The sequence below is a fragment of the Paraburkholderia sp. GV068 genome, assembly GCF_003058125.1.
Lineage (GTDB): Bacteria > Pseudomonadota > Gammaproteobacteria > Burkholderiales > Burkholderiaceae > Paraburkholderia > Paraburkholderia graminis.
The window spans coordinates 105685-131724 of sequence record NZ_QBUB01000010.1; the positions used below are offsets into that span (position 1 = coordinate 105685).

Genomic DNA, 26040 nt, shown 5'->3' on the forward strand with positions numbered 1-26040 from the left:
AGTGCTCTCCCGAGCTTGTTCGGTTCAGAGGCCGAATTGCTTCGCGTATTCGGTATTCAGACGCGGCCATTCGAAATTCATCGCATCGCCGGCGACGATACGTCCCAGCGGATCGCCCGCGAGGAAATGGTCGAGCACGTCGAGGCATATGTGCCAGCCGGCTGCGCCCATCGAGATGAACTTGCGGCCGATGTTGTGCCACAACGTCAAACGCGTGCCGTCGCCTAGCGATTCGAGTTGCCAGCGAAGATCGTTCTCGCCCCAGCGGTACTCGAGCAGATTCGGCGCGTCGGCGCGCGTGACTTGCGTCTCCGACACTTGCGGCGTGGGCGTGCCCACTGTCGAAAGCTTGACCGGACCGACCGATGCAAGGCTGTGGTCCGCATCGAACGGCGCCCATTCGCGCAGGCTCGTCGGGTCCGTCAGCGCTTGCCAGACTTTCTCCGGCGAATGACGCAGTTCGCGCACGAGGACGAGCGTCCACCGGTCTCCGTCTTTCTGAACTTCTGCGCCGGCGGCGGGGCCGGGCCTGTATGAATCGCGATTGCTCATCGCTTCTTCTCCTTGCGACGTGGTGCGGGATGAGTCTGATCGAGATGACGCTCGAGCGCGTCGAGATGAACCGACCAGAAACGGCGGAACGGAGCGAGCCACGCGTCGATCTCCATGAGCGGCTCCGGTTTGATGCGATAGACGCGCCGTTGCGCGTCGACGCGAGACTCGACGAAGCCGGCGTCACGAAGCACACGCAAATGCTTCGAAACAGAGGGCTGCGAGAGATTGAGCTGCTCTTCGATATCGCCCACGGACTGCTCCGAAGCTGCAAGCAGACTGAGAATGGCGCGGCGGCTCGGCTCGGCGATGATGGCGAAAGTTGAGTCCATGTCGTTTATATACTCCGTGAGGCATATACGTGTCAAGCCGCGGCTGTGGATGCGAAAGCCTCACGATTCGTTTGGTTGGCTCCGGTTTCGCTTCGCTTTCCGCGCCGCCTTCACGAACTCGACGAAGCATTTCACGACCGCATCGTCGCGCGCGGTTTGCCATGCGAGACCGATGCGCCAACTGGCGCCGGGTCCGCGCAACGGCAGCACTCTCGCGTCGCGCAACAAATACTGCACGCGGGACGGCAGAAACGCGGCGCCGACGCCTGCGGCCACGCCGGCCAGCACGGTCTGAATGTCGTCGGTCTGCTGGATCACATTGGGCACGAAACGATGCGCGGCACACCACTGGTCGATCTGCGCGGCGAGGCCCGGACCCCGTCCGCGCGCGAGTGCAATGAAGCCCGACTCGTTCAGTTCGTTCAGGTCCGAAGGAAGGCGTTTCCAGCGTGCGTGCTGCGGAATAGCCAGCCCGAGTGCCTCGTCGAGCATCGCGAATGCGGAGACGCCGGTGTCGGCCGGCAAGCGCAGAAAGCCCACTTCGAGCTTGCCGGAAAGAAGCCGCCGCGTTTGCTCCGCCGACGACAGGTCGTTGAGCGTCACGCTGACGTTGGGATAGCGCTTGCGAAAGTCGGCGACCAGTTGCGGGACTTCGGTCAGCGTGGAGAGCCCGAGACCCACGCGCAGAAAACCGCGCGCGCCGCTGCTCGCCTCGCGTGCCCGCGCGAGGATTTGGTCGGCATCGCGAACTAGCGCTTCCGCATCGGCGAGAAAGCCAGCGCCAAAAGTAGTGAGTTCCGCGCCATGCCGGCCACGCTCGAAAAGACGCGCGCCGAGGCTCGCTTCCAATGCCGCGATCTGCTTGCTAAGAGCGGGTTGACTCACGCATAGCACGTCCGCTGCCTGGCCGAAATGGCGCAGCTCGGTGACGGTGAGAAATGCCCGCAGTAGTTTGAGTTCCATTCTTCAAAGTAATCGAATGCACCGAAACTTTCATTTTACGTATGGATGGTAGCGCGGTCCAATGGTGCTGTTCTTACTTCACCGGGCCGTGAAAATGCTGTCTTCGTTCGCTTCGTCGTTTCGCGTTGCATCGGTGCCGCTTGTGTCGTGCCGCGGGCAAGCCGCGCAAAATGTCGCGCGTATCGCGGACTGGTTGACGCTTGCCGCGTCGCGCAACATCGACCTCGTGGTCTTTCCCGAGGCTTGTATCAGCGGATACGCGAGCATGGCGAAGCTGAACCGTGCCGAACTGAATGCGCTTGCTGAACCATTGGATAGTCCTTCCGTGCGCGCGGTCATGGATGCCGTCGAGCGCACTGGCGTCGCGGCTGGTGTGGGACTTATCGAACGCGCGACGGATGGGCAGTTGTTCAACAGCTATCTGGTGTGTCTGCCGGGCGGCGTGCGCTATTGCCACAGAAAGCTGCATGCGTTCGAGCATCCGCGCATTGGCAGCGGCGATCGCTTCACCGTGTTCGATGTGTCAGCGGGCATTCGCATCGGTATCCTGATCGGCGCCGATAACTATGTGGTCGAGAACGTGCGCATGGCGGCGCTGATGGGCGCGACGCTGCTGATCGCGCCGCATCGAACGTATGGTGTGAGCGGGGAGGGGAGCGAGTGGATTCAGCCGATGTCGATGGAGCAGGCGCTTAACCGCGCGTCGATAGCGAATGCGGCGCGTTGCGAAGCCGCATGCAGTGCCGAAAAATGGCTATGCCGCTGGCTGCCTGCGCGAGCCGTCGATAACGGAATGTTTGTCGTGTTCAGCGATGGCGCCGATATCGCCGGGCAGCCGAAACCGGCCGGCGCAGCGATGATCGTCGATCCGTTCGGCCGCACATTAGCGGACATGTCGAGCGGCGAAACGACAGGCGGCCTCGTCTATGCCGAACTCGACACGAGGCTGATAGGGGTTAGCCCTGGGCGCGAATGGCTCGGCGCCCGCCGATCGAATCTTTATGGCGCATTGAGCCGCTCTGCGCTAAACGCCGCGGACTTCGACGCGCAACGCGTGTTGGCCAAAGGCGCGGTTGCAGTGTCGTTTGCGCAGGTCCGACGCAATCGCGTCATCGGTTGATGCGACCCGCGCCAGAACACCTATTCCGCGATTGAAAAGCGCGCCGGACGGCCTTGCGTCGATTTCGTGGGGCGCTCGATTCGCGCCGTCGCGCCTCGGATGAACAGCACCGCGCACACCGCAACCATCGCCCAAATGCAGAGAATTACCGTCAAAGCGCTCATTTCGTGTCTCGAACGTTATAGAAGTGCTGTCGTTATCGTTGGCTGTACCGTGTTGCCAGCCGGTCAGTGCATCGTGGGTTGGTCGTCGCCGGCGGAAAGAATCTCGTCGATCAGATGCGTGGCCAATCCAAGCTGCTTTTCCAGCGAAGCACGCGCTGCGTGCGCCGCTCTTTCATCTCCCCGCGCCGCTGCATTGTACGTCTGCGTCGCGAGGCGCAACACATTTTGCGAAGCGAGGTGCAGGTCGTGCATGGTGCCCGTGTCGCCAGCGGACGCGGAGCTCGCTTCGGTTGCCGTCAACTCGGGCAGATTTTCGTCGAACGGGCGATCCGGGCAGTCCGGGCGATTCGGGCGATGGCGGGAAGACATCTGAGGCTCCTGGCGCGATTGGCACGAAAACAGTGTGCGCCGGGCGAGCGAACTTCAATTGGTCGAATAGAAGCCGTTTTTAAGGGCAATCGCAGGCATGGACGGGGCGAGGATTTTTGTCTGTAGAAAGCATGGCTTTCAAGTGCGCTGCACCAACGCATTGCAGCCACGTAGACAAAGCTCGTTTACACGCGCTTTGTGATCCGCAAAAACGCGTGATGCCAACCTTACCGATAACGAGATTAGATGGCTTTATGGGCCGCTTTAGGCGCTTGATCGACGCGTGCCAAATCTACAATGACAGCCACATTAGCGTTGGAGACCCGCGATGTCCGGTCGCACACAGACCCGCATTCCCTGCATGTTGATTCGCGGCGGCACGTCGAAGGGCGCGTTTTTCATGGCGTCCGATCTGCCCGCCGATCCGACCGAGCGCGACCGTGTTCTGCTCGCCGTGATGGGTTCGCCCGACCCGCGGCAGATCGACGGTCTCGGCGGCGCCGATCCGCTGACGAGCAAGGTCGCGATCGTTTCCCGCTCGTCGCGCGAGGACGCCGACGTCGATTATCTGTTTGCGCAAGTTGTCGTCAACGAGGCGCGCGTCGATTTCGGTCAGAATTGCGGCAACATTCTCGCGGGCGTCGGGCCGTATGCCATCGAGCGCGGACTCGTCAAAGCGGAAGAAGGCAGCACGCGTGTGGCCATTCACATGGTGAACACCGGTCAGATTGCAGTGGCCACAGTCAGCACGCCGGATTTTCGCGTGACGTATGAAGGCGACGCGCGCATCGACGGCGTGCCTGGCGGCGCCGCGCCGATTCCACTCGAATTCAGGGACACGGCCGGTTCGACATGCGGCGCGCTTTTGCCGACGGGTCAATTGAAGGACACCGTTGAAGGCGTGGAGGTGACGTGCATCGACAACGGCATGCCGCTTGTGCTGATGCGCGCGCGCGACCTGCAACGCAGCGGTTACGAAACGCGCGAGGAACTGGATGCCGACGAGGAACTGAAGGCGCGCATCGAAAAAATCCGCCTGGCCGTAGGCCCGATGATGAACCTCGGCGATGTCAGCACGCGCACTGTGCCGAAGATGTGTCTCGTCGCCGAACCGCGCGATGGCGGCACCATCTCCACGCGCAGCTTTATTCCGCACCGCTGCCATGCGTCGATTGGCGTGCTCGGCGCGGTCAGCGTGGCAACCGCCGCAGTGTTGCCGGGAACTGTTTGCGACGGCCTTGCAAACGTCGATGCGGAAGGCGCGCGCAAGCAGGTGTCCGTCGAGCATCCGACTGGCGAGTTCACTGTCGAACTGACACTCGGCGGCGAGCGCGATCGTCCCGTGGTGTTGAGCGCGGCGTTGCTGCGCACCGCGCGCTGGTTGTTCGACGGCGTGGTCGGCATTCCTGCTTCGGTGTGGGAACAAAGAGGTTCTTTATAAACTGAACGGCCGCTAGTTCGTCGTGGCGGCGCTGACGGTACGCGTAACGTCCACCACCGACAAACGAATCGCATCGATCAGCGCGCGAGCCGCTGGCGATGGCGTGCCCGCCGCGCGCAACGTCAAACCGATGTCGCGGCGCGTATTGTGAAGCGGCACGTCGAGCACCGCGAGCTGGCCCGTTTGCACTTCGTAGTGCAACTGCTGCGCCGACAGCGCCGCAACCATGTCGGTGCCTAGCAGCAGGCCGCGAATCACCGCGAGATCAGCGGTTTCGACGGTAGGCAGCGGCGGCCTGATCTTCATCCGCTTGAATTGCGCTTCGAATAGCGCGCGAGCCGGCGCGTGGCTGCGCGGCAGAATCCATTGCACGTCGCGCAAATCGGCGATACGCGGCTCATGCGCGCGCGTGAGCGGGTGATCGCGGCGCACGAGAAGCACCATGTCTTCCGACATCAGGCGCTCGTTTCTCAGGCCACTGGTCGCATCGTTTTCGCGCAGCGCACCGAGAATGAAGTCGATGTCGCCCGCTCGCAGACCCGCCACTAACGCTTCATAGGCGCTTTCGTCGGTGACGACACGCACTCCTGGATTTTCCGCGCTCATCTTCGCGATGGCTTTCGGCAGGATCAGCGTGCGTCCGAGCGGCAATGCGCCGACGGTCACCGCGCCCTGGATGTTGCCGCGCAATGCGGCAATATCGTCGGGTACGTGGCGCAGTTCGTTCAATGCGCGGCGCACGTGCAGCAGAAAAGTTTCGCCTTCCGTCGTGAGCAGAATACCGCGCGGGCTTCTATGAAAGAGGCTCAAACTCGAGCCGCTTTCCAGTACGCGAATCGCGGTACTCACGGCAGGCTGGCTGATGCCGAACGTCTTCGCGGCGCTCGGCATGTGACGATGCCGTGCCAGCGCGACGAAGATTTGCAGCCGCCGCGTGTTCAGCAAATACGCGGGCAACGCGCCCTCAGCAGCGGGCCGGCGACGCGTCTGGCGCGCGGCGCACCATTGCGCGAGTTCTTCGAGCTCCGCAAAAATCCGCTCGCAGCGAAGCAGGACCGCGCGCCCGACCGGCGTGGGCAACATGCCCGAAGGACCACGATCGAAGAGCGGTTCGCCGAGCGCCGATTCGAGTTCCTGCACTGATCGCGTGACCGCCGATTGCGCGCGAAACAGCGCAGCCGCCGCACGCGTCGCGCTGCCCCTGTCGGCGACGAGGCGAAACGCGCGTAGTTGCGCGAGGTTGAGGAGGTCTTTCGTATTCGCGGGCCTAGTGCGCATGGCGGCGCTTGCGGACGTAGGCGTGGTTCCTTGCGCGGTGCCCTGGTTCCTCACGCGACGAGGCGCTGCGTTCTGCGTCATGCCGCGCCCGCAATCAGGTGCAACGCCGGCAGCGACAGATTGAGGCTTTCCTTTGAGATGTGCGTGTGTTCCTTCATCAACGCCTCCACGCGCGCGCCTTCGCCTTTCTTCAACGCGTCCGCGATCGCATGATGCTGGCGGTGCGCGTACGTCAGCATCATGAACTGGCGCTCGCGCGCGGCTTCGTCGAATGCGATGGTGAACGGCGAGACGAACGGAATCTTGTCGTTCAGGCTCAGCGCGGCGCTCACCGCTGCGTTTTGCGCGGCTTCGATGATGAGCGAGTGAAAGCGCCCGTTCATGTCGGCATAACGCACGTCGTCGCCGGGTTTTAGCTGGCCGTTGCGGAAAATCTCGTCGCCCTCGCGCAGGCAGTCGTCGAGTGCGGCGGCGAGCGCCGCGCCCACGCCGCCCTCGGCAACCGAACGCGCGGCGAGACCCTCGAGCACGCCGCGCACGTCGATCGCATTCAACACGTCGCGCACGCTGAAACGGCGCACCACATAACCGCGAGCGCCGGAGCGATCGAGCAGTCCTTCGGATGACAAGACGCTAAGCGCATAACGCAGCGGCGTTCGCGACACACCGAGCCATTGCGCGAGTTGCGCTTCGACGAGCCGTTGTCCGGGCGACAGTTCGCCTGCCAGGATTTTCTCGCGTAAGGTCTGAACAATGGCCTGCTGAGTGGTTTCGTTCATCGTCGTCTACTCGTTGGACGTCGTCCAGTATAGCCACGCGAGCCGGGTTGCACCACGCTTCGAAGGCGTCTTGCGAGTTGGTTTTATGGCCATCTGTTTTGTTTATTGGCTGCCGTTCCAGAAATACGGTTGCGAAGTCAGCTTAGATCCGTTCGGGATACCAAAACGGCCTGGCATCATGCGGCTCGCGGGTCATTGCATGAAGACGGAAGGGCTCTCGCACTGCACTGGTAGCGACGATTCTGCTCATCTCGCGCGTTTACCCGTACTTCCCGAAAGCCCCCACAATTCCTATCTTCGTATCCCAAGACGGTTGCCAACGCTTCTTTCGTGTTCCCGGCAACCTATCCGATTCGCGCACAGCAATAGCGCAGCACGAAGTAACGGAAGACAAACGAAATGGCAAGGATCATTGGCGGCATCGGCACTTCGCATGTGCCGACTATCGGCATGGCGTACGACAAGGGCAAGCAGAACGATCCGGCATGGGCGCCGCTTTTCAAGGGCTATGAACCTGTGGCGAGCTGGCTCGCAGAGCGCAAGCCGGACGCGATGGTGATGTTCTACAACGACCACGCGAACAGCTTTTTCTTCGACTGCTATCCGACCTTTGCACTGGGCGTATCGGCCACTCATGAATTCGCGGACGAGGGCGCGGGCAAGCGCCCGCTTCCGGATATAGCGGGCCACCCCGACCTCGCGATTCACATTGCCGAGCAACTGGTCAACGACGAGTTCGATCTCACGATCTTCCAGGATCGTCCGCTCGATCATGGCTGCAATTCGCCACTCTCGCTGATGTTGCCGCATGCGGGCGGCTGGCCGCTTGCGCTCGTGCCAATCGAGGTCAACGTGCTGCAGTATCCGCTGCCGACCGCGAACCGCTGCTATCGGCTCGGACAAGCACTGCGCCGCGCGATCGAATCATATGAAGCGGACCTCGACGTCGTGGTGGTCGGCACGGGCGGTCTCTCGCATCAGGTGCACGGCGAGCGCAGCGGCTTTAACAACACCGAATGGGACATGGAGTTTCTGGACCTGATCGTTCACGAGCCAGAGCGTCTTGCCGCGATGAAGCATGTCGACTATGTGCGCCTGGGCGGCGCGGAAAGCGTCGAAACGATCATGTGGCTCGCGATGCGCGGCGCGCTCGGGCCAACGGTGCGCGAGCTACATCGCAACTATTACCTGGCGACCAGCACGGCAATGGCCGTCACGATTTACGAAGACGAGGTGGCGCAATGAATCCGCAATTGATCGGCGTCGAAGAACTGGCCGGCACCTATCCGTTCGACATTCGCCAGAGCATCAAGGCCATGCGGCTGAACCGCTTCTTCTGGCAAATGCGCGAGGCTGCGGCGCGCACGCTGTGGCTCGAGAACCGCGAGGCGGCTTACGACGCGGCACGGCTAACACCGGAGGAGCGCACGCTCGTCGATAACGCCGACTGGATCGGCCTGATTCGCTACGGCGTGTGCTTCTTCGTGCTGGAGAAATTCGCGCGCGTCGTGAAGATCACGAATCTTGGGATGTACGCAAGCATGCGAGGCGAAACGCTCGAAGCGTTTCTGAAGACGCGCAAGGTGCCGGAAGCCGTGTAGCGCGCTCGACACGGCGCCCGCTGCAGGCGCATTTAATTCGGATAACAGAACAAAACCCGGCTTCCATTGAAAGCCGGTACGGGAAACTATTTTCTTCGGAGACAAGCATGAAATCTGCAGAATCAGTCGACATCAAGGCGTTTATCGACGCGCGCAAGGTGTCGCCCTATCAATGGCTCGTCCTCGTTCTGTGCTTTGTGATCGTCATGATGGACGGCCTCGATACGGCCGTGATGGGTTTCGTCGCGCCCGTCATCATGCATGACTGGAGCGTGAGCCGTACCGCGTTTGGTCCGGTGATGAGCGCTGCGATGGTCGGCCTCGCGGTCGGCGCATTGGCCGCGGGTCCGATTGCCGATCGCATCGGACGCAAGAAGGTATTGATCGCTTCTGTATTCTGCTTCGGCTTTTTCAGCCTGATCTGCGCGTTCGCCGAAACGCCTGTACAACTCGTCGTATTGCGTTTTCTCACTGGCCTCGGACTCGGCGCGGCCATGCCGAATTCGACGACGCTGCTTTCCGAATACGTGCCGTCGCGCAGCCGTTCGCTGCTGCTCACCATCATGTTTACGGGCTTCAATTTCGGCTCGGGAGCGGGCGGCTTCGTCGCGGCCTCGCTGATTCCGCACTACGGCTGGCGCTCGGTGTTCATGTTCGGCGGCATCCTGCCGATCGTGAGCGTGCCGCTTTTGTTGTGGCTCTTGCCAGAGTCCGCTCGCCTGATGCTGGTGCGCAAGATGCCGAACGAACGTATCGCGGCGACGCTCGGACGCGTCTGCGGCCACCTGTTCGACAAGGACGTGCGTTTCACGTCGCCCGAACCCGTGGTTGCGGCAAAGGCGCCGGTGCGCATGTTATTCGCCGATGGTTACGCGCTCAGCACGCTGATGCTGTGGCTCACGTATTTCATGGGCCTTCTCATCATTTATCTGTTGACCGGCTGGCTGCCGACGCTGATCAAGGACGCCGGCTTGCCCGTCGAACGCGCGGCTGCGATCACCGGCATGTTCCAGTTGGGCGGCACGATTGGCGCCGTCGCGGTGGGCTTCGCGATGGACCGTCTGGATCGCAACGGCGTGATTGGCGCCGCGTATCTGCTTGGCGGCGTGTTTATCTTCGCGCTCGGCATGGGCACACTGAAGTCGAGTTTGTTGCCGGTTCTCGTCACGTGTGCGGGCTTCTTCATGAGCGGTGCGCAGACGGGGCTCAATGCACTCGCGCCAAGCTGCTATCCGACCCGCGCTCGCGCAACCGGCGTGAGCTGGATGCTCGGCTTTGGGCGGCTCGGCGGCATTCTCGGTTCGCTCGTGGGCGGCGCGTTGCTGTCGCTCGGATTCAGCTTCCAGGTCGTGTTTTCGGTGCTTGCGGTTCCCGCCATTATCGCGGCCGTGGCAATCGGGATGAACCGGCTTGCCTTGCGTTTCATTACGAGTCCGGTTGCCGACGCATAGATCTGTTTTGCAGTGAGTGGCGAGAACTTGCGGCGTTCAGCTTGCGCCTCCGTTCTTGTATCGAACGCGAACACAGCGCGCTTACTACATCTACAGCGCGTTTATCCGGGAGCAGACATGGACGGCAAGTTGAGTGCAAGCGCGAGCGAGTTTAAAAGAACAGAACTTTCGTCCCGGTGGACGTGGCCCAATCGTCAGGCAATGATTCGCGCGGGCGTGGCGGGCGGATTGCTCGGCGCGGTGATCATCTGGATTTACGAGGCGTTGATCTGGGTCGGCGCGCAGCATCTGATGCCGCTCGCCGGCATTCCGCGCAACGCAACGGGTCTCGTATTCGGCAAGGGCGTGCAGGAGTCGATCGGTATATGGGCCTACGTAGTGGGCACGGGTATTCATTTCGTGTTCGCGATTGCATGGGGCGTGCTGTTCTCCGCCGTCTGGCCATACTTTCGCCGACGCGGCATTGAAGCGACGCTCGTCGCACTCTTCTATGCGGTGCTCGCGTGGATCGTCATGCACGTGGCCATCATGATCGCTTCAGATAATCACCCGAACTACTACGACCCCGCGGTGATTATCGGCGGCTTTATGTCTCACATCTTCTTCACCGTGCCGCTTGCATTGACGGTGAAGCGCCGGTTCGAAAGAGAAGCGCAAAAAAGTATTTCAACAAAGACGTAGCAATTGGAGATCGGGAGAATGAAAAGAAGTCTCAGGGGAATTGACGTCGCGCTATTCGGCGCGGCGCTGGCGGCCTCAGTGCCGGCCTTCGCGCAAAGCAGCGTGACGTTGTACGGTATTGTCGATAACGGCCTTTCTTACACCAGCAATCAGACGTCCACGCTGGGCTCGACGAGCGGCGGCAAATCCGCTGTCAAGTTCACGCCCGGTGTATGGGCTGGCAGTCGCCTTGGCCTTAAAGGCGGGGAAGATCTCGGCGGCGGCACGAAGGTCATTTTCCAGCTTGAATCAGGCTTTAACTCGGGGACGGGCGCGCAGCAATACAGCAATGCGATGTTCGGCCGCCAGGCCTGGGTCGGCGTTACCAATCCCGCGTACGGTACTTTCACGGCGGGTCGCCAATATGCGTCGTACTACCAGATGCTTTCGCCGTATAGTCCGACGACCTGGCTCACCGGCTACTATGGCGCGCATCCTGGCGACGTCGACGGTCTCGATACGATTTACCGCGCGAACAACACGCTCGAATACACGTCGCCGAAACTATACGGTCTGACTGTGAGCGGTTCGTATTCGCTCGGCGGCGTGGCCGGCAGCACGAACCGCGGCTCGACATGGTCCACTGCGGCGCAATATGCGTTGGGTCCGATCGGCCTCGCGGTCGGCTTCTCGCGGATCAACAACTCGACGCTCGGCGGCGGCACATGGGGCGCGGATTCCACGACAACGAACGGCGGCTCGCAGATCGGCGTATCCGCGGTGACGAACGGCTATCAGACCGCGCAGGCGCAGCAGCGTTTCGCAGTGGGTGGCGGTTATACGTTTAACAGCGCGTGGGACGTCACGGCGACCTATACGAACGTGCAGTACATTCCGGGCACAGGCTCGAAATTCCACGACACGGCCATCTTCAATACAGGCGGTCTCGTGTTGCACTGGAAGCCGATGGTCGCGTGGGATTTCGGCGCGGGCTACAGCTACACGCGCGCGACACGAGCGAACGGCATTGAAGACAGCGCGCAGTATCACCAGTTCAACCTGTCCCAGTACTACTCGCTTTCAAAACGCACTGGCCTTTACGCGCTGGAAGCGTATCAACATGCGAAGGGGAAGACGCTCGGCACGAATGGGGCTGGGCAGATCATCGACGCCACGGCGACGCTTGGCGACGGCTACAACACCGCGCCGTCGACGACCGGCAATCAGTTCGCTTTCGGCGTGGGCATCATTCACCGCTTCTGACGAATGGATTGAGTTTGCGGTCGTTTGAAAAGCCGGGCTGCATGTATGTATTGCATGCGTCAGCCCGGCTTTTTTGTTGTCGCGGAACAGTAATTGCTCCCTTGTTGCACGAAATCGCCTCGCGGTATTTCAGGAGCCGCGTCGCGAATTCTTCCGCGAAAACAGCAAGCAGTTAATAAGGGAGACGATCATGACGAGCAAGCCCACGACACTCGCCACTCCGGCCACCCTGGCCGCCCCGGCTGATCCCGCCGATCCGAGCCGTCGCAAGGTGCTCGCGGCGCTTGCAGGGTCCATCGCATTGTCGGCTTGTGGAGGAGGCGGTGGAGGCGACAGCAATGGCGGCTCCGGCTCAGGCGGATCGCAGCCCGTCGGCACGATTCCGCCCGCCCGTGCGAATCTCCCGCGTCCCGCGCTACCCGATCCCGCTACCTCGGGCATCGACCATGTCGTGCTGGTGACGATGGAAAACCGTTCATTCGATCATCTGCTGGGCTGGGTCCCGAATGCGGAAACCGCGCAGACCGGTCGGAACTTCAAGGACGTGTTCGGCGAAACACACACGCCGTTCGCGCTTGCCACGAACCCCGCGTATGGCTTCCAGGCGTGCTCGTTCGCGGACCCGAATCATTCATACGATGCTGGACGCGTTCATCTCGCCAATGGCGCAATGAACGGCTTCCTGCTCACGGCCGGTACAAGCCTCACGCGCGGCGACCTGCTTCCGATCGGCTATTTCCAGTCCGCGGATCTCGACTTCTATCGCGGCGCAGTCACGCAGTACACCGTGTGCGACTACTACATGAGCGGCATTCTCGCGGACACTTATCCAAACCGCGTGTATCTGCATAGCGGACAAACGGACCGCTTGTCCGACACGCTCGACACCTCGTCGTTGCCGACCATCTGGGACCGTCTCGACGCAAAGAACATTTCGTCGACGTACTACTTCCACGACGTGCCGTTCACCGCGCTTTACGGAACGCGGTACGTGGGCCGCTCAAAGCTCTTCTCCGACTTTCTCTCCGACGCAGCCGCAGGTACTTTGCCCTCGTTCTGCATGGTCGATCCGAGCTTTGGCGGTGAAGCGCAGGGTACGTCGAACGACGATCATCCGCATGCCGACGTGCGCAACGGCCAGGTGCTGCTCGGCCAGATCTACGACGCGTTACGCACGAGCCCGAACTGGAGCAGAACGCTGATGATCCTCGTGTACGACGAGTGGGGCGGTTTCATGGAGCATGTGGCGCCGCCCGTGAAGCCGGTGTCGAGTGCGGAGGCTTCGCTCGGCAACGACGGAAGGCTCGGCTTTCGCGTGCCCTGCATGCTGTTCGGGCCGCGTGTGCGCGCCAATTATGTGTCGCGCTATCCGTTCGATCCGAGTTCGATTCACCAGTTGCTCGCATGGCGTTTCGGTCTCGATCCACTCGGTGTGCGCGCAAGCGATTCGGCGACATTCAATATGGCCTACGCGCTCGACTTTACCGATCCCGCGCGCACGCACGCGCCGGCCATCGCGGTGGCACAAGGCACGTTCGGCTCGGCATGCTCGAATTTGTCGACGGCGGGCGCGGGCGCGAGCGGCATTGCGCAACTGGACAAGAGCCAACTCATGCCGAATACGGCCATGAGTGCGCCAGGCGGCCGTTTCGCCGAGTTGCGCACGAAGGCGGACGCCCTCGGCTTCCCTGCTCCGAGGTAATGGTTGCGATTGAGAAGATCTGTTAGCCCTGAGTCGCGCGGCGTCAGAACAACTGCTTTTGACCGGACGTGAGCCGTGTAAAGTCGTCGCGCAACAGCGGCAAGATTGCATCCGCAACGGGTTGCAATTGACGCGTGAGATAGTGTTCGTAGTCGATCGCGGAACGCAGCGTTTCGAGCGGCTCGGGGCCGGCAATCGTCATCACATAGCTGATCCAGCCGCCGTTCTGATATTGCAGCGGACGCCCTTGCCGGCGATTGAATTCGTCGGCCACGCGCGCGGCGCGCACGTGCGGCGGCACGTTGCGTTCGTAGTCGCCGAGCGGTCTGCGCAGACGCTTGCGATAGACGAGCTGATCGTCCAGCTTGCCGGCGAGCGTATCGCGCACATAGTCGCGCACGTAATCCTGATACGGCTGCTGCGTGAAGATGCGTCTATAGAGTTCCTGCTGAAACTGCTGCGCGAGCGGAGTCCAGTCGGTGCGAACCGTTTCGAGTCCTTTATAGACGATCTCTTCGCTGCCATCCGCCGATACCGTGAGACCGGCATAGCGCTTCTTGCTGCCTTCTTCCGCGCCGCGAATGGTCGGCATGAAGAAGCGCCGGTAATGCCGCTCGAATTGCAATTCGAGTGCACTGTCGAGTCCGAAGCGCTGTTGTAAATCCTGCCGCCACCACGCGTTGATATGCTCGACGAGCGCGCGTCCGATGCGGCCCGCTTCTTCTTCGTTGTGCGCGTGCCGCAGCCAGACGAAGGTCGAATCCGTGTCGCCGTAAATGACTTCATAACCTTCGGCCTGAATCAGCTCGCGCGTGCGGTGCATGATTTCGTGGCCGCGCATGGTTATCGACGAGGCAAGACGCGGATCGAAAAAGCGGCAGCCGGTCGAGCCGAGCACGCCGTAAAACGCATTCATGATGATCTTCAGCGCCTGCGAAAGCGGCTTGTTGTGCTCGCGTTTCGCGGTTTCGCGACCTTGCCATACCTGACTGACAATCGACGGCAGACAATGACGCGTGCGTGAAAAACGCGCGCCGAGAAAGCCGGGTACGGACTGATCGTCGCCGGGATTCAGCATGCCCTCCACGAGCCCGACAGGGTCGATCAGAAAAGTGCGAATGATCGACGGATACAGGCTTTTGTAATCGAGCACCAGCACCGAATCGTATAAGCCCGGGCGCGAGTCCATCACGAAACCGCCGGGACTCGCGGCGCCGGCCACGTCGCCGATATTGGGCGCGACGTAGCCTTGCCGATGCATTCGCGGCATATACAAATGCGTGAACGCAGCGACCGAGCCGCCGCTGCGATCCGCGGGCAGCCCGGTCACAGTGGCGCGCTCCAGCAGAAACGGCAGCAGTTCCGTCTTCGCGAAGATGCGCGTGACGAGCTCGCAATCCTTCAGGTTGTACCGGGCGAGTGCGGGCTTGTCCTCGTCGAAGCGGCGCTGGATTTCGTCCATGCGCTGATACGGATTGTCGATGGATTTGCCTTCGCCCAGTACCGTTTGCGACACATGCTCGAGGCTGAACGAGGGAAAGCTCCAGGTGGCCGAACGCAGCGCCTCGATGCCGTCGATAATCAGGCGCCCCGCAGCGCCCGCAAAATAGTGATTCTGCTTCAGGCCGTGTTCGCGCCACTCCATCACCGCGCCGCCGCGGCCGAGTCTCAAAGGCACGCGGTATTGCTCGGCATGCTGCTGCAGCACACGCAAATCGAATTGCACGAGATTCCATCCGATGATCGCATCGGGATCATGCCGCTCTATCCATGTGTTGAGCTTTTCAAGCAACTGGGCGCGCGTTTCGCAGTATTCGAGGTCGAAGTCGAGTTGGCCCGCATCGCCATTCGGCGGTCCTAGCATGTACACCTGGCGCTGACCGCAGCCTTCCAATGCAATCGAATAGAGTTCGGCATGCACACTCGTTTCGATATCGAGCGACACGAGTTTCAATGAAGGACGATAGTCCGCGGCCGGCTTCAATTCGCCATTGACGAGCGTACCGTCGCTTTGCTGTTCGCCGCCGAACCACACTGGCGCAGTGATGAAACGCTCCATCATGTAGCGCTCGGGCGGAAAGATGTCGGCTTCATAGACATCCACGCCGCCTTGCTTCAAGCGTTTTTCCTGGCCGGTCAACTGTCGATATTGCGGGCAGTAAAGTCCCATTACCGTCCGGTGATGGAAGTCGCGCAGTTCCAGCGGACGCAGATCGAGAGGCGCCTCGCGGCGCAAGATGGATTCGACGCGCTCGCGCTGTTCCGCGGGCACGAATGCCACGGACGTTTGATGGCGCAAACGCACGTGACGAGGCCCGCCGTCGGTTGCCAGCCAGAAATCGACTTCGGTGCCGGCGGGCGCGTCCCGCCAATGCCGCGTCAAAATGAAACCCTGCTCGAGCTTTGTCAAACTCACCACCCTGGATCTTGCGAAAGGCGTGTTGTCGCCTGATGCAATTCTACCGTCGCGCGCAAGCCGCAGCGCGTGATGCCAATGGCACCGTGTCTGCAGCCGCGCGACGTAGCCGGTATGATGAGTTGGCAGCGCTTCTCTCGGCGCGATCCTGCGCCGGTCAGTCTTCTAAAAAAACGGAGTAAATGAAATGACTTTGGGCAAACTTCTGGTAGCCGCTGCGGTTGCCGCAGCGAGTTTCGGCGCGCAGGCGCAAGTTGCCGGCACGCAACCGCTCGGCGTGACTATCGAACAATCGAATGCGCTGCTGAGCGGCTGGAGCGTGAAGAAGAGCATTCTCGGCAAGGCCGTGTACAACGATCAGAATGAGAAGATCGGTTCGATCCGCGATCTGGTGGTGGCGCCGGATGGTTCTCTTTCCGCAGCGATTGTCGCCGCGGGCGGCTTTCTCGGCGTTGCGTCGCATGATGTAGCGGTGCCTATTGCGGCACTCGACGTTCGCTCGGGCAACTTCTATCTGCCGGGCGCGACGAAGGCAGCGTTGAAGGCGACGCCCGAGTTTCAGTACAGCAAGGTGCAGGCGCCGCCGAAGCCGAAGAAGCTGTCGACGCAGTGATGTAAAAGCGGCGTGCGGGCAGGCCGATTAGAAGGGCCGGCCCGCAACTGCTTTACGCCTCCAGGGCGAGCGTGGCGAACGTCCCGAGCCAATGCTCGCCCATGTAGTCTCCGGCCACATGAGGCAGCGCACTTTGCAAGTGACGCTCGGCTGCATCGAGCAATGCCGTGCGTCGTATGTCGCCTGCCGGCAGTGCGCGAGCCAGCGAGCGCTGGCACCAGGCGCGGCTCAGATTGAGACCGTCGAGATGCGCGATCTTGCCGTCGGTGCGGTCCGTTACCGTAACGGGTTCGAATAACGTAGCCGGCTTTTTTGCGCCGAGGTCGGGCAGAAAGCGCCCAAACCAGTCGACGAATTGCGCGGACGGCAACACACGCCGCATCAATTCCGCTTCCATCAGCGAGGGCGAGAGGAATTCGTCGCCGGCGGGCTCCCATGCCTGGCACGCTACGTCGTGCAAAAACCAGCGCTCCGCGGTGCTGACAATCAACGCCTCCAGCGAGCCGCGCGAAGTTTGCCGCGCGAAATCCAGCGTGAGCGCAAGCGCGAATGCCATGTTGAAATGCGTGCCGACGCGCAGCGGATAAGTGGCTTTCGGCAGAAACGTCTCGAAACGTTCGACGAAGATCTCGGTAAGCGGCGCGAAAGTCTTCGACCAGCGCGCGGCATGCGAGAGCTTCGACGAATGCAATTGCGCGCTGAGCGCGAGCAACCAAGCCCAGCCATAAGGCCGCTCGAAGCCCAGGTTATGCGGCAACTCGAGATAAGCGCGTTCCCCGGCTACGTTCGCCGCCGTCAAATGCTCGTCCACCACGGCGACGATACGTTCTGCTTCCGGCAAGTCCGGGAAGCGCTCGATAAGATGAAGAACCAGCCAGTAGCCATGCACGCACGAATGCCAGTCGTAGCTGCCGTAAAAAATCGGATGCAATGCGCGGGGGCTTTGTACGTCTTGCGGACCGGCCAGCGAATGCGTGAGTTTGTTTGGGTATTCGCGTGTGAGATGAGCGAGCGCGAGATTGGCGAATTTCGACGCGGATTCGCGAGTGAGCAGGGCGGTCATCGGCGGTTCCTCGAGGCGGAATAAGAACAGGCCATTAGTATCGTATTCGCGGCCGACAATAGCAAAGCGGCGAGCGTGGTTCTCCGCCGGATGTATGCTGGATATTCTAGTCGCAGCAGCGGGAATGCCGCGATGTTAGCGTTTGCGGCTGCGAACGACGCGCAACTGCAGCTAAAGCTGCGGCGATGGGTTTGAAGATGCCTGGAGGTGAGCGCAAGCGGACACGGCGTCCAAGCCGCGTTTCTTTCCAGTTCTTTACACCGTTATGGCCGCCTTTATGCGCGTGCTAACGTCGCGCTCCGCTACAAGCAATGCGTCTTTGCACTGACGACACGAAGAAACACGAAGATGGAGCAGTTCTTTATGCGGCGTGCCAGCGCCGTCAATTTCCTGCTGGCGCGCCGACGCCTAAGCCTCGACAAGATTGCGTCCGCAACGGACGTTGACCTGGATCAGCAGCGCGAAGCCGAATTGATCGAGCGTCTGGTACTCGACGTTCGCGCGGGGCGGCTCAGTACATTCGAATTGAAACAGGCGAAAGCCGTTGCAGTGATCGTCACGGATTGAGGCTTCGGCTTGTTGGCGGCGTTAGAAGCGATAGCCGGAGTTCTCCGCCTCTATTGCCTTCTCTTTTCTTACTGGCTGCGCACTGCGCTATAAAGAGGCAATACCCGCTCCTCGAGCATTGCAATCGCCTGAACCGCGAGTTGCGACAGCGTGTGCTTGCTGCTCGTTGCAATGGCGAGCCGGCTGAACAGAGTTGGCTCGGTAATGCGGATCACGCGAAAGCGCCGCTTGAGCGCGTCGCTCACGGTTGCGTTGAGTGGCAGCACCGCATAGCCGATGCCCTCGCTGACCAGATCGAGAATCGACGACACGGCGTCCACTTCGAGTTCGATATCGAGTCTCACGCCTTGTTCGGCCGCAACCGATTCGAGCATGCGCCGGATTGCATGCATGCGGCCCGGAATGACGAGCGGATAGCGTGGAATGTCGCGCAGTGCGATGGTTTTAACCGTCTCGCGCGCGGCCTTTGCAACTGGTTTGCCGTCATCCGCGCCGATCAGAAAGAGTTCCTCGGTAAAGACAGTGCGCTTGTCGATTAGCGGTGTGTCGAACGTGTCGTAGAGAACCGCGGCGTCCACTCGGCCCATCATCAACCATTCGATCAGATAGGTCGACAGTCCCTCGGCAACGGAAATAGTCGCGCCCGGAAACGACGTACGAAAACTGCGCACGAGTTCATGGGTGGCGACTTTCGCGAAGCTCGGCGTAATGCCGATGCAAAAGTGCCCGCCGACGGTGCCGCGCAATTCGTCGAGATCCTGTGACGCGCGCTGCACCTGCGAAAGTATCCCTTTGGAATGAGCCAGCATTCGCTGACCAGCCGGCGTGAGCGTGACGCCGCGGCCATTGCGTTCGAGCAGCGTGTGACGCAATTCGACTTCGAGTTGCCGCACGAGCCTGCTGAGTGCCGGCTGATTGGTGTCGAGCGTAATCGCAGCGCGCGTAAAGCTGCCGAGTTCGGCGACGTGCACAAACGCTTCCAACTGCTTGAGGTCCATGATGAGAGCTATGTGAAAAACACATATCAGCTAGTTTGGTATAGCGATTGTATCGAGCCGCGCGTGCCGCCACAATCCGCTTACTCCAGCTTACATACGCAGCCGCACTCAGCCGCGCCGCAGCCGCCGCACGCAGCCGCCGCACGCAGCCGCGCCGCGGCCATCAGAACCAGATAGAGACGAAGCACATATGAAATCCTGCTTGCCGCCCGATCCCCATCCTGTCCGTCCCGCGCAGCGACTGCCCGCCGGCGCCTGCGACGCGCATTGTCATGTCTTTGGTCCCGCCGACGTTTTCCCGTATGCGCCGGATCGCAGCTACACGCCGCCCGACGCGCCTTTCGAGCAACTCGTCGCGCTGCACGATTTTCTCGGCGTGAGTCGCGGCGTGATCGTGCAAGCGAGCTGTCATGGCACCGACAACACCGCGATGCTCGACGCGATTGCCCGAAGTGACGGCCGTTATCGCGGCGTCGCGATCGTCGACGGCGATGTGACCGATGCGCAACTCGCCGACCTCGACGCGCGCGGTGTGCGAGGCGTGCGTTTTAACTTCGTCGCTCATCTTGGCGGCGCGCCGGATCTCGATGTGTTCGACCGTGTACTCGAACGCATCGAGCAACTTGGCTGGCATGTCGTGTTACATCTGGACGCGCAGGACATTCTGCAATACGCGGAGCGGATCGCGCGCATCAACGTCCCGTTCGTGATCGATCACATGGGCCGTGTGCGTGCTGAAGCGGGACTCGATCAGCAGCCCTTTCGCCAACTACTCGATCTCATGCGCAATCCGCTCGCATGGGTCAAGGTATGCGGTTCCGAGCGCGTTTCGGCAGGCTACCGGCCGTTCGACGATGCGATTCCATTCGCGCAAGCACTCATCGACGCCGCGCCGGACCGGGTACTGTGGGGCACCGATTGGCCGCATCCGAACATCAGCAAGGATATGCCGAACGATGGCGAACTGGTCGACCTGCTGTTCCGTTTCTGCCCCGACGAGGCATTGCGCGAAAAGCTGCTGGTGACGAATCCCGCGCGGCTTTACGGCTTTCGCTCATCGTAGTTGACGCTGTACCGGTATCGAGAACTGCCGCATCAGATGGCAGCTCTGTGGAAAGCGACCTGTATATATATCGGCTTTCCGCTCACTATTCCCGATGGAGACAAAGATGATCAGCACTAATGCCCGCGTCATTCGAGCAGGAGCGGCTTCATGAGCGAGAGCGCCGTCATGACCTCGTCCGCGTCCGGCGCAAGGAAGCCGTTCTATCGCACGCTTTACTTTCATGTGTTCGTCGCGATCGTTATTGGCGTGCTGCTTGGGCATTTCGCGCCGTCGCTTGCCGTGAAGATGAAACCGCTTGGCGACGCGTTCATCAAGCTGATCAAGATGGTGATCGGGCCAATTATCTTCTGCACCGTTGTGACCGGCATTGCCGGAATGGGCGACATGAAGAAGGTCGGGCGAGTAGGCGGCAAGGCGCTGCTCTACTTCGAAATCGTGTCGACGCTCTCGCTCGTGGTCGGGCTCGTGGCAGGACATGTCTTTCATCCTGGCAGCGGTTTTAACCTGAATCCGGCCACCATCGATACGAAAGCTCTCGCCGGTTATACGACTGCGGCGCATCAGCAGAATACAGTCGAGTTCCTGATGCACATCATTCCCGACACCGTCACAGGCGCTTTTGCATCGGGCAATGTACTGCAAATCCTGCTGATTTCAGTGCTGTTCGGCGCGGCGCTTGCCGCCACCGGAGAGCGCGGGCGCCCGCTGATCGCGATGATCGACTATTTCGCGCATACCTTTTTCGGCATCGTGCACATCATCATGAAAGTGGCCGCGATCGGCGCTTTTGGCTCGATTGCGTTCACGATCGGGACGTACGGTATCGGCGCGGTCGTGCCTTTGCTGAAACTGATCGGCGCCTTCTATGCGACGCTGTTCGTATTCGTGATCGTGGTGCTCGGCGCGATTTCGCGGCTACTCGGTTTCAGCATTCTGCGCTTCATGAGTTATATCCGCGAAGAGATCCTGATTGTGCTGGGCACGAGTTCTTCCGAGGCCGCGCTGCCGCAGATGCTCGAAAAGCTCGAGCGTCTTGGCTGCTCGAAATCGGTTGTCGGACTCGTCATTCCGGCCGGCTATTCATTCAATCTCGACGGCACCAACATCTATCTGACGATGGCCGTGCTTTTTATCGCACAGGCATTCAACATCGAGCTCAGCCTCATGCAGCAACTGACGCTGGTGGGCGTGGCGATGCTGACGTCGAAAGGAGCGAGCGGCGTGGCCGGCGCCGCATTCGTGATGCTGACTTCGACGTTACTGGTTTTCCCGCTCATTCCAGTCTCCGGCATGGTGCTGATTCTCGGCATTCACCGTTTCATGGGTACAGGTCTCGCGATTGTGAACACGATCGGCAACGGCGTCGCGACGCTCGTCGTCTCCGCGTGGGAACACGAGCTCGATCGATCGAAGCTCAATGCAGGCATGTCGCGCCGACGCACGGATTAAGCGCAGGAATTGACGGTCTAGCCGCCGAATACATTGCAGTGTCCTGATGACTGCGAGAGCATTCGCGCACGCAGCAGGGGACGCTTGCATTCAAAAAATAGAAACTGGTCTGGAGACATGATTCATGTGGACAAAAACAAATGCCATGCGCCGCATGCTGCACGTGAACGCTGCGTGCATTGCGACGGTTCTTTCGATGGCGGCGAGCGGCACCGCGCACGCCGATTCTTCACAAGCCGCGGCGGGCGCGGCGTCCGTGTCTTCATCGTCGGTGCAGATGTACGGCCTGATCGGCATGTATGTCGACAGTTCCAAACTCAGCACGACACGCTCGAGTACGGTGCAGATGGGCGGCGGCGGAATGACGACATCGTTTTGGGGCATTCGCGGCCGCGAGGACATTGGCGGCGGCAACGCGGTGATCTTCAGCCTCGAAAGTTTTTTCCGGCCGAATACCGGGCAGATGGGACGCAATACGACTGACGGGCTATTTTCACGCAACGCCTATGTGGGACTTACCGGCGCATACGGCACGTTCAAGTTTGGCGAGCAAACCAACCCGACGTATATCAACCAGCAACTCGTCAATCCGTTCGGTTCTTCCGTTGTCTTTTCGCCGTTGATCGTGCAGTCGTACACGGCGAGCTATAGCAACACGGTGATTGGCGATACGGTCTGGCAAAACGCAATCGAGTACGTTTCGCCAAATTATGGTGGGCTCACGGGCACCGCGATTTATAGCGTAAGCAGCACGACGGGGCACCAGGGGCGCGACAATATCGGCCTGCATTTGACCTACGCAAAAGGACCGCTCACGGCGGTATTTTCCGCGCAACGCGTACGCACTGCGGCGGTTGCGCCGTCAAGCGGTCAGTACCTTTATCTCGCAGGAGCCGCGTATGACGCGAGGTTCATGAAGGTCTACGGCGCCGCGCAAATGACCAGCAATAACAATGTGGAGACCGGCTCGCACACTTATGAACTGGGCGTTTCGGTGCCGCTCACGCCGTCGAATGTGATACTCGCCGAGTGGGCACGCACCAAACACAGTGCGCCGCTGAATCACAGCAACGTGCGCAACACGGCGAGCCTTGCTTACGAGTACATTCTGTCGAAACGCACGTTCGTCTATACCGTCTATTCATACGACAAACTCACTGCGAATCCGTCAGGCAGCACATATGGCGTGGGAATGCAGCACACCTTCTAGGTGCGATGAAACAGTCCGCCTTATGCGCTGCTGCCTGGTTCCGCGCGCCGTGCGGTGTTGCACGAGAACAGACGTGCGAACAGGCCCCGCGACGTTTGCGGCGCTTCGGCGACTTCCATTGCGTTACGCCACCAACGCTCGCCACGATGCGGCGCTGTGAGGTCGAGCCGCTCGCCCATGCGTGGTGTGGAAAGCGCGACGCCGCGCGCAGCGGCGAGACCCAGCACGCGCTCGAACGGGTCATACCACCTGTGCATCGCGAGATCGAACGTGCCGTTGTGAATGGGCACAAGCCAGCGGCCACGCAAATCGACGTGTGCCTGTACCGTCTCTTCCGGCTGCATGTGGACGTACGGCCATTGCGCGTCGTACGCGCCGGTTTCGACGAGCGCGATGTCGAACGGACCGAGGCGTTCGCCGATAGTCCTGAAGCCGTCGAAGTAGCCCGTGTCGCCGCTAAAGAACACGCGCAAATCGTTATCGACGATAACCCACGACGCCCACAGCGTGCTGTTGCCGTCGAACAGGCTGCGCCCCGAGAAATGCTGGCCAGGCGTTGCGGTGAATGCGATCCCGTCGATCTCCACGCTTTGCCACCAGTCCAGTTGACGGACCTTGCCCGCGTCGATACCCCATTCGATAAGCCGGTCGCCGACGCCGAGCGGCGTGACAAAGAGCTTTGTCGTAGCGGCAAGCGCGAGCACTGTTTCGTGGTCCAGATGGTCGTAGTGGTCGTGCGAAAGAATCACGCCGGCAAGCGGCGGCAGATCTTCGAGCGCAATAGGCGGCGCATGAAAACGTTTGGGACCGAAGCGCCGAAATGGTGAAGCGCGTTCTGCGAACACCGGATCGGTTAACCAGAACTCACCGCGCAACTTGAGCAGCACGGTCGAATGTCCGAGCCGGTAAAGGCTTCTATCCGGCGCCGCATCGAGATCCTCGCGCGTCAATCTGTCGACCGGCAAGGTGGCCAGCGGCGCCGTGCCCGACGGCTTGTTGAGCAGCACATTCCACGCAATGCGCAAGGTCTTGCCGAAGCCTTCGACAGGACGCGGCTTCACGTTGCGAAAGCGCTCGCCGTCATGCTGCGCCGACAGCGCGGACAACTCGCGTCCGCGCCTCGCGGCAGCGAAACCCAAAGTCCGGCTGATGGAGTCGAGGAGCGATGTCATGTGTGGCGTCCCGAGTTGGAAAGTAGACTGAGCAGTGTACTTTATAATCTCGAAAAGTAAACTGCACAGTGTAAAATTTCCGGATGGACCCCACCGTCACTCATCAACGCCTCACCGACCGCAAGCGTGTCGCCGTGATTAACGCGGCGATCGAAGAATTTCTGGCGGCCGGTTTCGACGCCACCAGCATGGACCGCATCGCCGCGCGCGCGAATGTATCGAAGCGCACGGTCTATAACCATTTCCCCAGCAAGGAAGCGCTCTTCGCCGAAATACTGCGGCAGTTGTGGGACGCGAGTCACGCCGGCCAGACACTCGCGTATCGGGCGAGCGTGCCGTTGCGCGAGCAACTAATCGAACTTTTAATGCGCAAACTGCGGCTTATCAACGACGAAGCGTTCCTCGCGCTCGCGCGCGTTGCGATCGCCGCGGGCATTCATTCGCCCGAACGCGCGCGCGATATGGTCGCGCGTCTCGGCGAACGCGAGGAAGATCTGACCGTGTGGATACGCGCGGCCGCGGCCGACCAGCGTCTGCGAATTGCAGACCCTGTGTTTGCCTCGCATCAGTTGCAAGGGCTCGTCAAGGCGTTTGCGTTCTGGCCGCAAGTGACGATGGGACAGCCGCCGCTCAGCGAGACCGAGCAGCAGACAATCGCCGAATCCGCGGCGGATATGTTTCTCGCGCGCTACGCGTAAGCGGCGAGCGTTTTATCGCGCAACAACGCATTCAACTGCCGCGCGATTAAACAGGTTCTTCCGGCACGTCGAACAGACTGTCATCCACATTCACTTCAAGCGCACAGTCGTTCTGGTGTGGGGACGAGCTTTTCAATTCGGCAAAACGCGTCTGTACAGTCGCTTTGAGCCGCTCCTGAATCGTCCTGCGCTTGATGGTGTCCATCGCCGCATACCGGTTTATCTGCGCCTGAGAAAACCGGAGCGTCGCGGCGCAACGCGTATCGAGCGATGTATCGCCGTGCGATTGCAGAACCCACGCCAACTGCATGTAAAACGTGGCGCCTTCATCGTAGGTAATGACACTCGGCGATTTCGGCGATTCAAAGGCGCTCGCGAGCGCCAGTTCGATTTCCTCGATCCGCTGCTGCCGGTCCGTTTCGCGCATGACTGACCTCGCATAGTGTGTGTTCGTAGGGCGGCGTCGTCAAAGCGGGCGCAACTCATGCGTGCGTTCCGATTATGCGTTGCCGTCCTTACTCTGCAATGCGAACTCGCAAACATCGAACCATGTACGCGAGGATGCAGTGGACTGCGCGTTCGCGGACGCAATAACCGACGCGAGCGCAGGCCGCATACGGGTTGCGCTTTTTACACAGGATTGCAACTTGTACAGGGACAGAAGGCGGTCGCATATTGCGAAGCCGTGTCGCGTCGGCATGTCGATCATGCGTCCTGTTTCAAGGCGCTTTGTGAGGCAATCAATCGCCGGCGTCCGCACGATTTGTCGAAGCGATCGCGCGTCGCCAACGGCGAGAAGCGCGATGCCCGACGCTCACGACCCGTGAGGAGAGGATGATGGAACGAGTTCTAGGCAAGGCAATGGTCGCGGTATTGATCGCGGCGCTGGCAGGCGGCACGTTCGGATGCAAACGCTCCGGCTCGAACGATACGGCGGGAACGGCCGGCATGAGCGGGCCGGCTGCCACGAGCAATAGCGTCGCGCCGCCGATGGGAGGCGCATCCGCGGCGAGCCAGTAAGCTTGCAAAGCCGGCGTTTGGTTCGCGTCATCGCCCGGCAAACGGCGAGCACATGGAGCGGCTCCACGCCATCGCCACGCAAGAAGGAATGAC

At 60.9% G+C, this 26040-nt stretch carries 26 protein-coding genes; 15 read left to right on the top strand and 11 right to left on the bottom strand.

The features are described from left to right. Positions 1-24: 24 nt before the first annotated feature. Genes C8K18_RS20665 through C8K18_RS20675 form a run of 3 tightly spaced genes read right to left on the bottom strand, consistent with a single transcriptional unit; the run spans position 25 to position 1847 of the window. Positions 25-552 (bottom strand): SRPBCC family protein, encoded by a 528-nt coding sequence (locus C8K18_RS20665; protein WP_107709469.1) that lies wholly within the window; start codon positions 550-552, stop codon positions 25-27. Then, positions 549-884, bottom strand: coding sequence for a helix-turn-helix transcriptional regulator (locus tag C8K18_RS20670; RefSeq protein WP_006049871.1), 336 nt, complete (start codon positions 882-884; stop codon positions 549-551). The genes C8K18_RS20665 and C8K18_RS20670 overlap by 4 nt, the downstream gene beginning before the upstream one ends. A 60-nt stretch (positions 885-944) precedes the next feature. After that, positions 945-1847, bottom strand: coding sequence for a LysR family transcriptional regulator (locus C8K18_RS20675; protein WP_107709471.1), 903 nt, complete (start codon positions 1845-1847; stop codon positions 945-947). Between the two features lie 94 nt (positions 1848-1941). On the opposite strand from C8K18_RS20675, the gene C8K18_RS20680 reads away from it, so the two are divergent. After that, positions 1942-2967: a nitrilase-related carbon-nitrogen hydrolase gene (locus C8K18_RS20680; RefSeq protein ID WP_165919836.1), complete on the top strand. Its 1026-nt coding sequence runs from the start codon at positions 1942-1944 to the stop codon at positions 2965-2967. A gap of 227 nt (positions 2968-3194) precedes the next feature. Here C8K18_RS20680 and C8K18_RS20685 read toward each other — a convergent pair whose 3' ends face one another. Beyond that, a complete protein-coding gene (locus tag C8K18_RS20685; RefSeq protein ID WP_107709474.1) occupies positions 3195-3500 on the bottom strand; it encodes a hypothetical protein in 306 nt (101 codons plus the stop codon). A 328-nt stretch (positions 3501-3828) separates the two neighbouring features. On the opposite strand from C8K18_RS20685, the gene C8K18_RS20690 reads away from it, so the two are divergent. Next, entirely contained in the window at positions 3829-4941 is a 1113-nt protein-coding gene (locus tag C8K18_RS20690) for a 4-oxalomesaconate tautomerase (RefSeq protein ID WP_107709476.1), read from the top strand. Positions 4942-4953: 12 nt separating this feature from the next. On the opposite strand, the gene C8K18_RS20695 is transcribed toward C8K18_RS20690, so the two are convergent. Continuing rightward, entirely contained in the window at positions 4954-6219 is a 1266-nt protein-coding gene (locus C8K18_RS20695) for a LysR family transcriptional regulator (RefSeq protein WP_107709659.1), read from the bottom strand. Positions 6220-6296: 77 nt separating this feature from the next. Continuing rightward, positions 6297-6998 (bottom strand): GntR family transcriptional regulator, encoded by a 702-nt coding sequence (locus C8K18_RS20700; RefSeq protein WP_107709478.1) that lies wholly within the window; start codon positions 6996-6998, stop codon positions 6297-6299. Positions 6999-7397: 399 nt separating this feature from the next. Here C8K18_RS20700 and C8K18_RS20705 point away from each other — a divergent pair, with 399 nt between their 5' ends. The 6 genes from C8K18_RS20705 (at position 7398) to C8K18_RS20730 (ending at position 13675) form a co-directional block, all read left to right on the top strand. Beyond that, positions 7398-8243: a gallate dioxygenase gene (locus C8K18_RS20705; protein ID WP_029970193.1), complete on the top strand. Its 846-nt coding sequence runs from the start codon at positions 7398-7400 to the stop codon at positions 8241-8243. After that, a complete protein-coding gene (locus tag C8K18_RS20710) occupies positions 8240-8599 on the top strand; it encodes a protocatechuate 3,4-dioxygenase (RefSeq protein ID WP_107709481.1) in 360 nt (119 codons plus the stop codon). Before C8K18_RS20705 ends, C8K18_RS20710 begins: the two co-directional genes overlap by 4 nt. 107 nt (positions 8600-8706) lie before the next feature. Next, on the top strand, positions 8707-10050 hold the full coding sequence (locus tag C8K18_RS20715; RefSeq protein ID WP_107709482.1) for an MFS transporter: 1344 nt from the start codon (positions 8707-8709) through the stop codon (positions 10048-10050). Positions 10051-10167: 117 nt separating this feature from the next. Next, positions 10168-10731 (top strand): hypothetical protein, encoded by a 564-nt coding sequence (locus tag C8K18_RS20720; RefSeq protein ID WP_308810922.1) that lies wholly within the window; start codon positions 10168-10170, stop codon positions 10729-10731. Between the two features lie 18 nt (positions 10732-10749). Continuing rightward, positions 10750-11973: a porin gene (locus C8K18_RS20725; protein ID WP_107709484.1), complete on the top strand. Its 1224-nt coding sequence runs from the start codon at positions 10750-10752 to the stop codon at positions 11971-11973. A gap of 190 nt (positions 11974-12163) precedes the next feature. Further along, the gene (locus C8K18_RS20730; RefSeq protein ID WP_107709486.1) at positions 12164-13675 is read left to right on the top strand and encodes an alkaline phosphatase family protein; all 1512 of its coding nucleotides are present in this window, start codon (positions 12164-12166) and stop codon (positions 13673-13675) included. Positions 13676-13718: 43 nt separating this feature from the next. Here the strand turns inward: C8K18_RS20730 and C8K18_RS20735 are convergent, their stop codons facing one another. Then, entirely contained in the window at positions 13719-16085 is a 2367-nt protein-coding gene (locus C8K18_RS20735; RefSeq protein WP_107709662.1) for a DNA polymerase II, read from the bottom strand. Between the two features lie 193 nt (positions 16086-16278). Here C8K18_RS20735 and C8K18_RS20740 point away from each other — a divergent pair, with 193 nt between their 5' ends. Next, complete coding sequence (locus tag C8K18_RS20740; protein ID WP_006049856.1) at positions 16279-16704, top strand: PRC-barrel domain-containing protein; 426 nt, start codon at positions 16279-16281, stop codon at positions 16702-16704. 52 nt (positions 16705-16756) lie between these two features. On the opposite strand, the gene C8K18_RS20745 is transcribed toward C8K18_RS20740, so the two are convergent. Then, positions 16757-17767: a DUF2891 domain-containing protein gene (locus C8K18_RS20745; protein WP_029970200.1), complete on the bottom strand. Its 1011-nt coding sequence runs from the start codon at positions 17765-17767 to the stop codon at positions 16757-16759. 348 nt (positions 17768-18115) lie between these two features. Between C8K18_RS20745 and C8K18_RS20750 the strand changes: the two genes are divergently transcribed. Next, positions 18116-18334: a hypothetical protein gene (locus C8K18_RS20750; RefSeq protein ID WP_258230481.1), complete on the top strand. Its 219-nt coding sequence runs from the start codon at positions 18116-18118 to the stop codon at positions 18332-18334. A gap of 68 nt (positions 18335-18402) precedes the next feature. Here C8K18_RS20750 and C8K18_RS20755 read toward each other — a convergent pair whose 3' ends face one another. Further along, positions 18403-19332, bottom strand: a complete 930-nt coding sequence (locus C8K18_RS20755; RefSeq protein WP_107709487.1) for a LysR family transcriptional regulator — start codon at positions 19330-19332, stop codon at positions 18403-18405. Positions 19333-19522: 190 nt separating this feature from the next. Between C8K18_RS20755 and C8K18_RS20760 the strand changes: the two genes are divergently transcribed. The 3 genes from C8K18_RS20760 (at position 19523) to C8K18_RS20770 (ending at position 23057) form a co-directional block, all read left to right on the top strand. Further along, on the top strand, positions 19523-20395 hold the full coding sequence (locus C8K18_RS20760; protein WP_107709489.1) for an amidohydrolase: 873 nt from the start codon (positions 19523-19525) through the stop codon (positions 20393-20395). 150 nt (positions 20396-20545) lie between these two features. Continuing rightward, positions 20546-21847 carry a dicarboxylate/amino acid:cation symporter gene (locus C8K18_RS20765; protein ID WP_006049851.1) on the top strand — a complete coding sequence of 434 codons (1302 nt, stop codon included), beginning with the start codon at positions 20546-20548 and terminating at the stop codon, positions 21845-21847. Positions 21848-21971: 124 nt separating this feature from the next. After that, positions 21972-23057 (top strand): porin, encoded by a 1086-nt coding sequence (locus C8K18_RS20770; protein ID WP_107709491.1) that lies wholly within the window; start codon positions 21972-21974, stop codon positions 23055-23057. Positions 23058-23077: 20 nt separating this feature from the next. On the opposite strand, the gene C8K18_RS20775 is transcribed toward C8K18_RS20770, so the two are convergent. After that, a complete protein-coding gene (locus C8K18_RS20775) occupies positions 23078-24229 on the bottom strand; it encodes an MBL fold metallo-hydrolase (protein WP_107709493.1) in 1152 nt (383 codons plus the stop codon). Positions 24230-24312: 83 nt separating this feature from the next. Between C8K18_RS20775 and C8K18_RS20780 the strand changes: the two genes are divergently transcribed. Further along, entirely contained in the window at positions 24313-24927 is a 615-nt protein-coding gene (locus C8K18_RS20780) for a TetR/AcrR family transcriptional regulator (RefSeq protein WP_107709495.1), read from the top strand. A 46-nt stretch (positions 24928-24973) separates the two neighbouring features. Here the strand turns inward: C8K18_RS20780 and C8K18_RS20785 are convergent, their stop codons facing one another. Then, positions 24974-25354 (bottom strand): DUF3022 domain-containing protein, encoded by a 381-nt coding sequence (locus C8K18_RS20785; protein WP_107709498.1) that lies wholly within the window; start codon positions 25352-25354, stop codon positions 24974-24976. Between the two features lie 410 nt (positions 25355-25764). Between C8K18_RS20785 and C8K18_RS20795 the strand changes: the two genes are divergently transcribed. Further along, positions 25765-25947, top strand: a complete 183-nt coding sequence (locus C8K18_RS20795; RefSeq protein ID WP_006049846.1) for a hypothetical protein — start codon at positions 25765-25767, stop codon at positions 25945-25947. Positions 25948-26040: the final 93 nt, after the last annotated feature.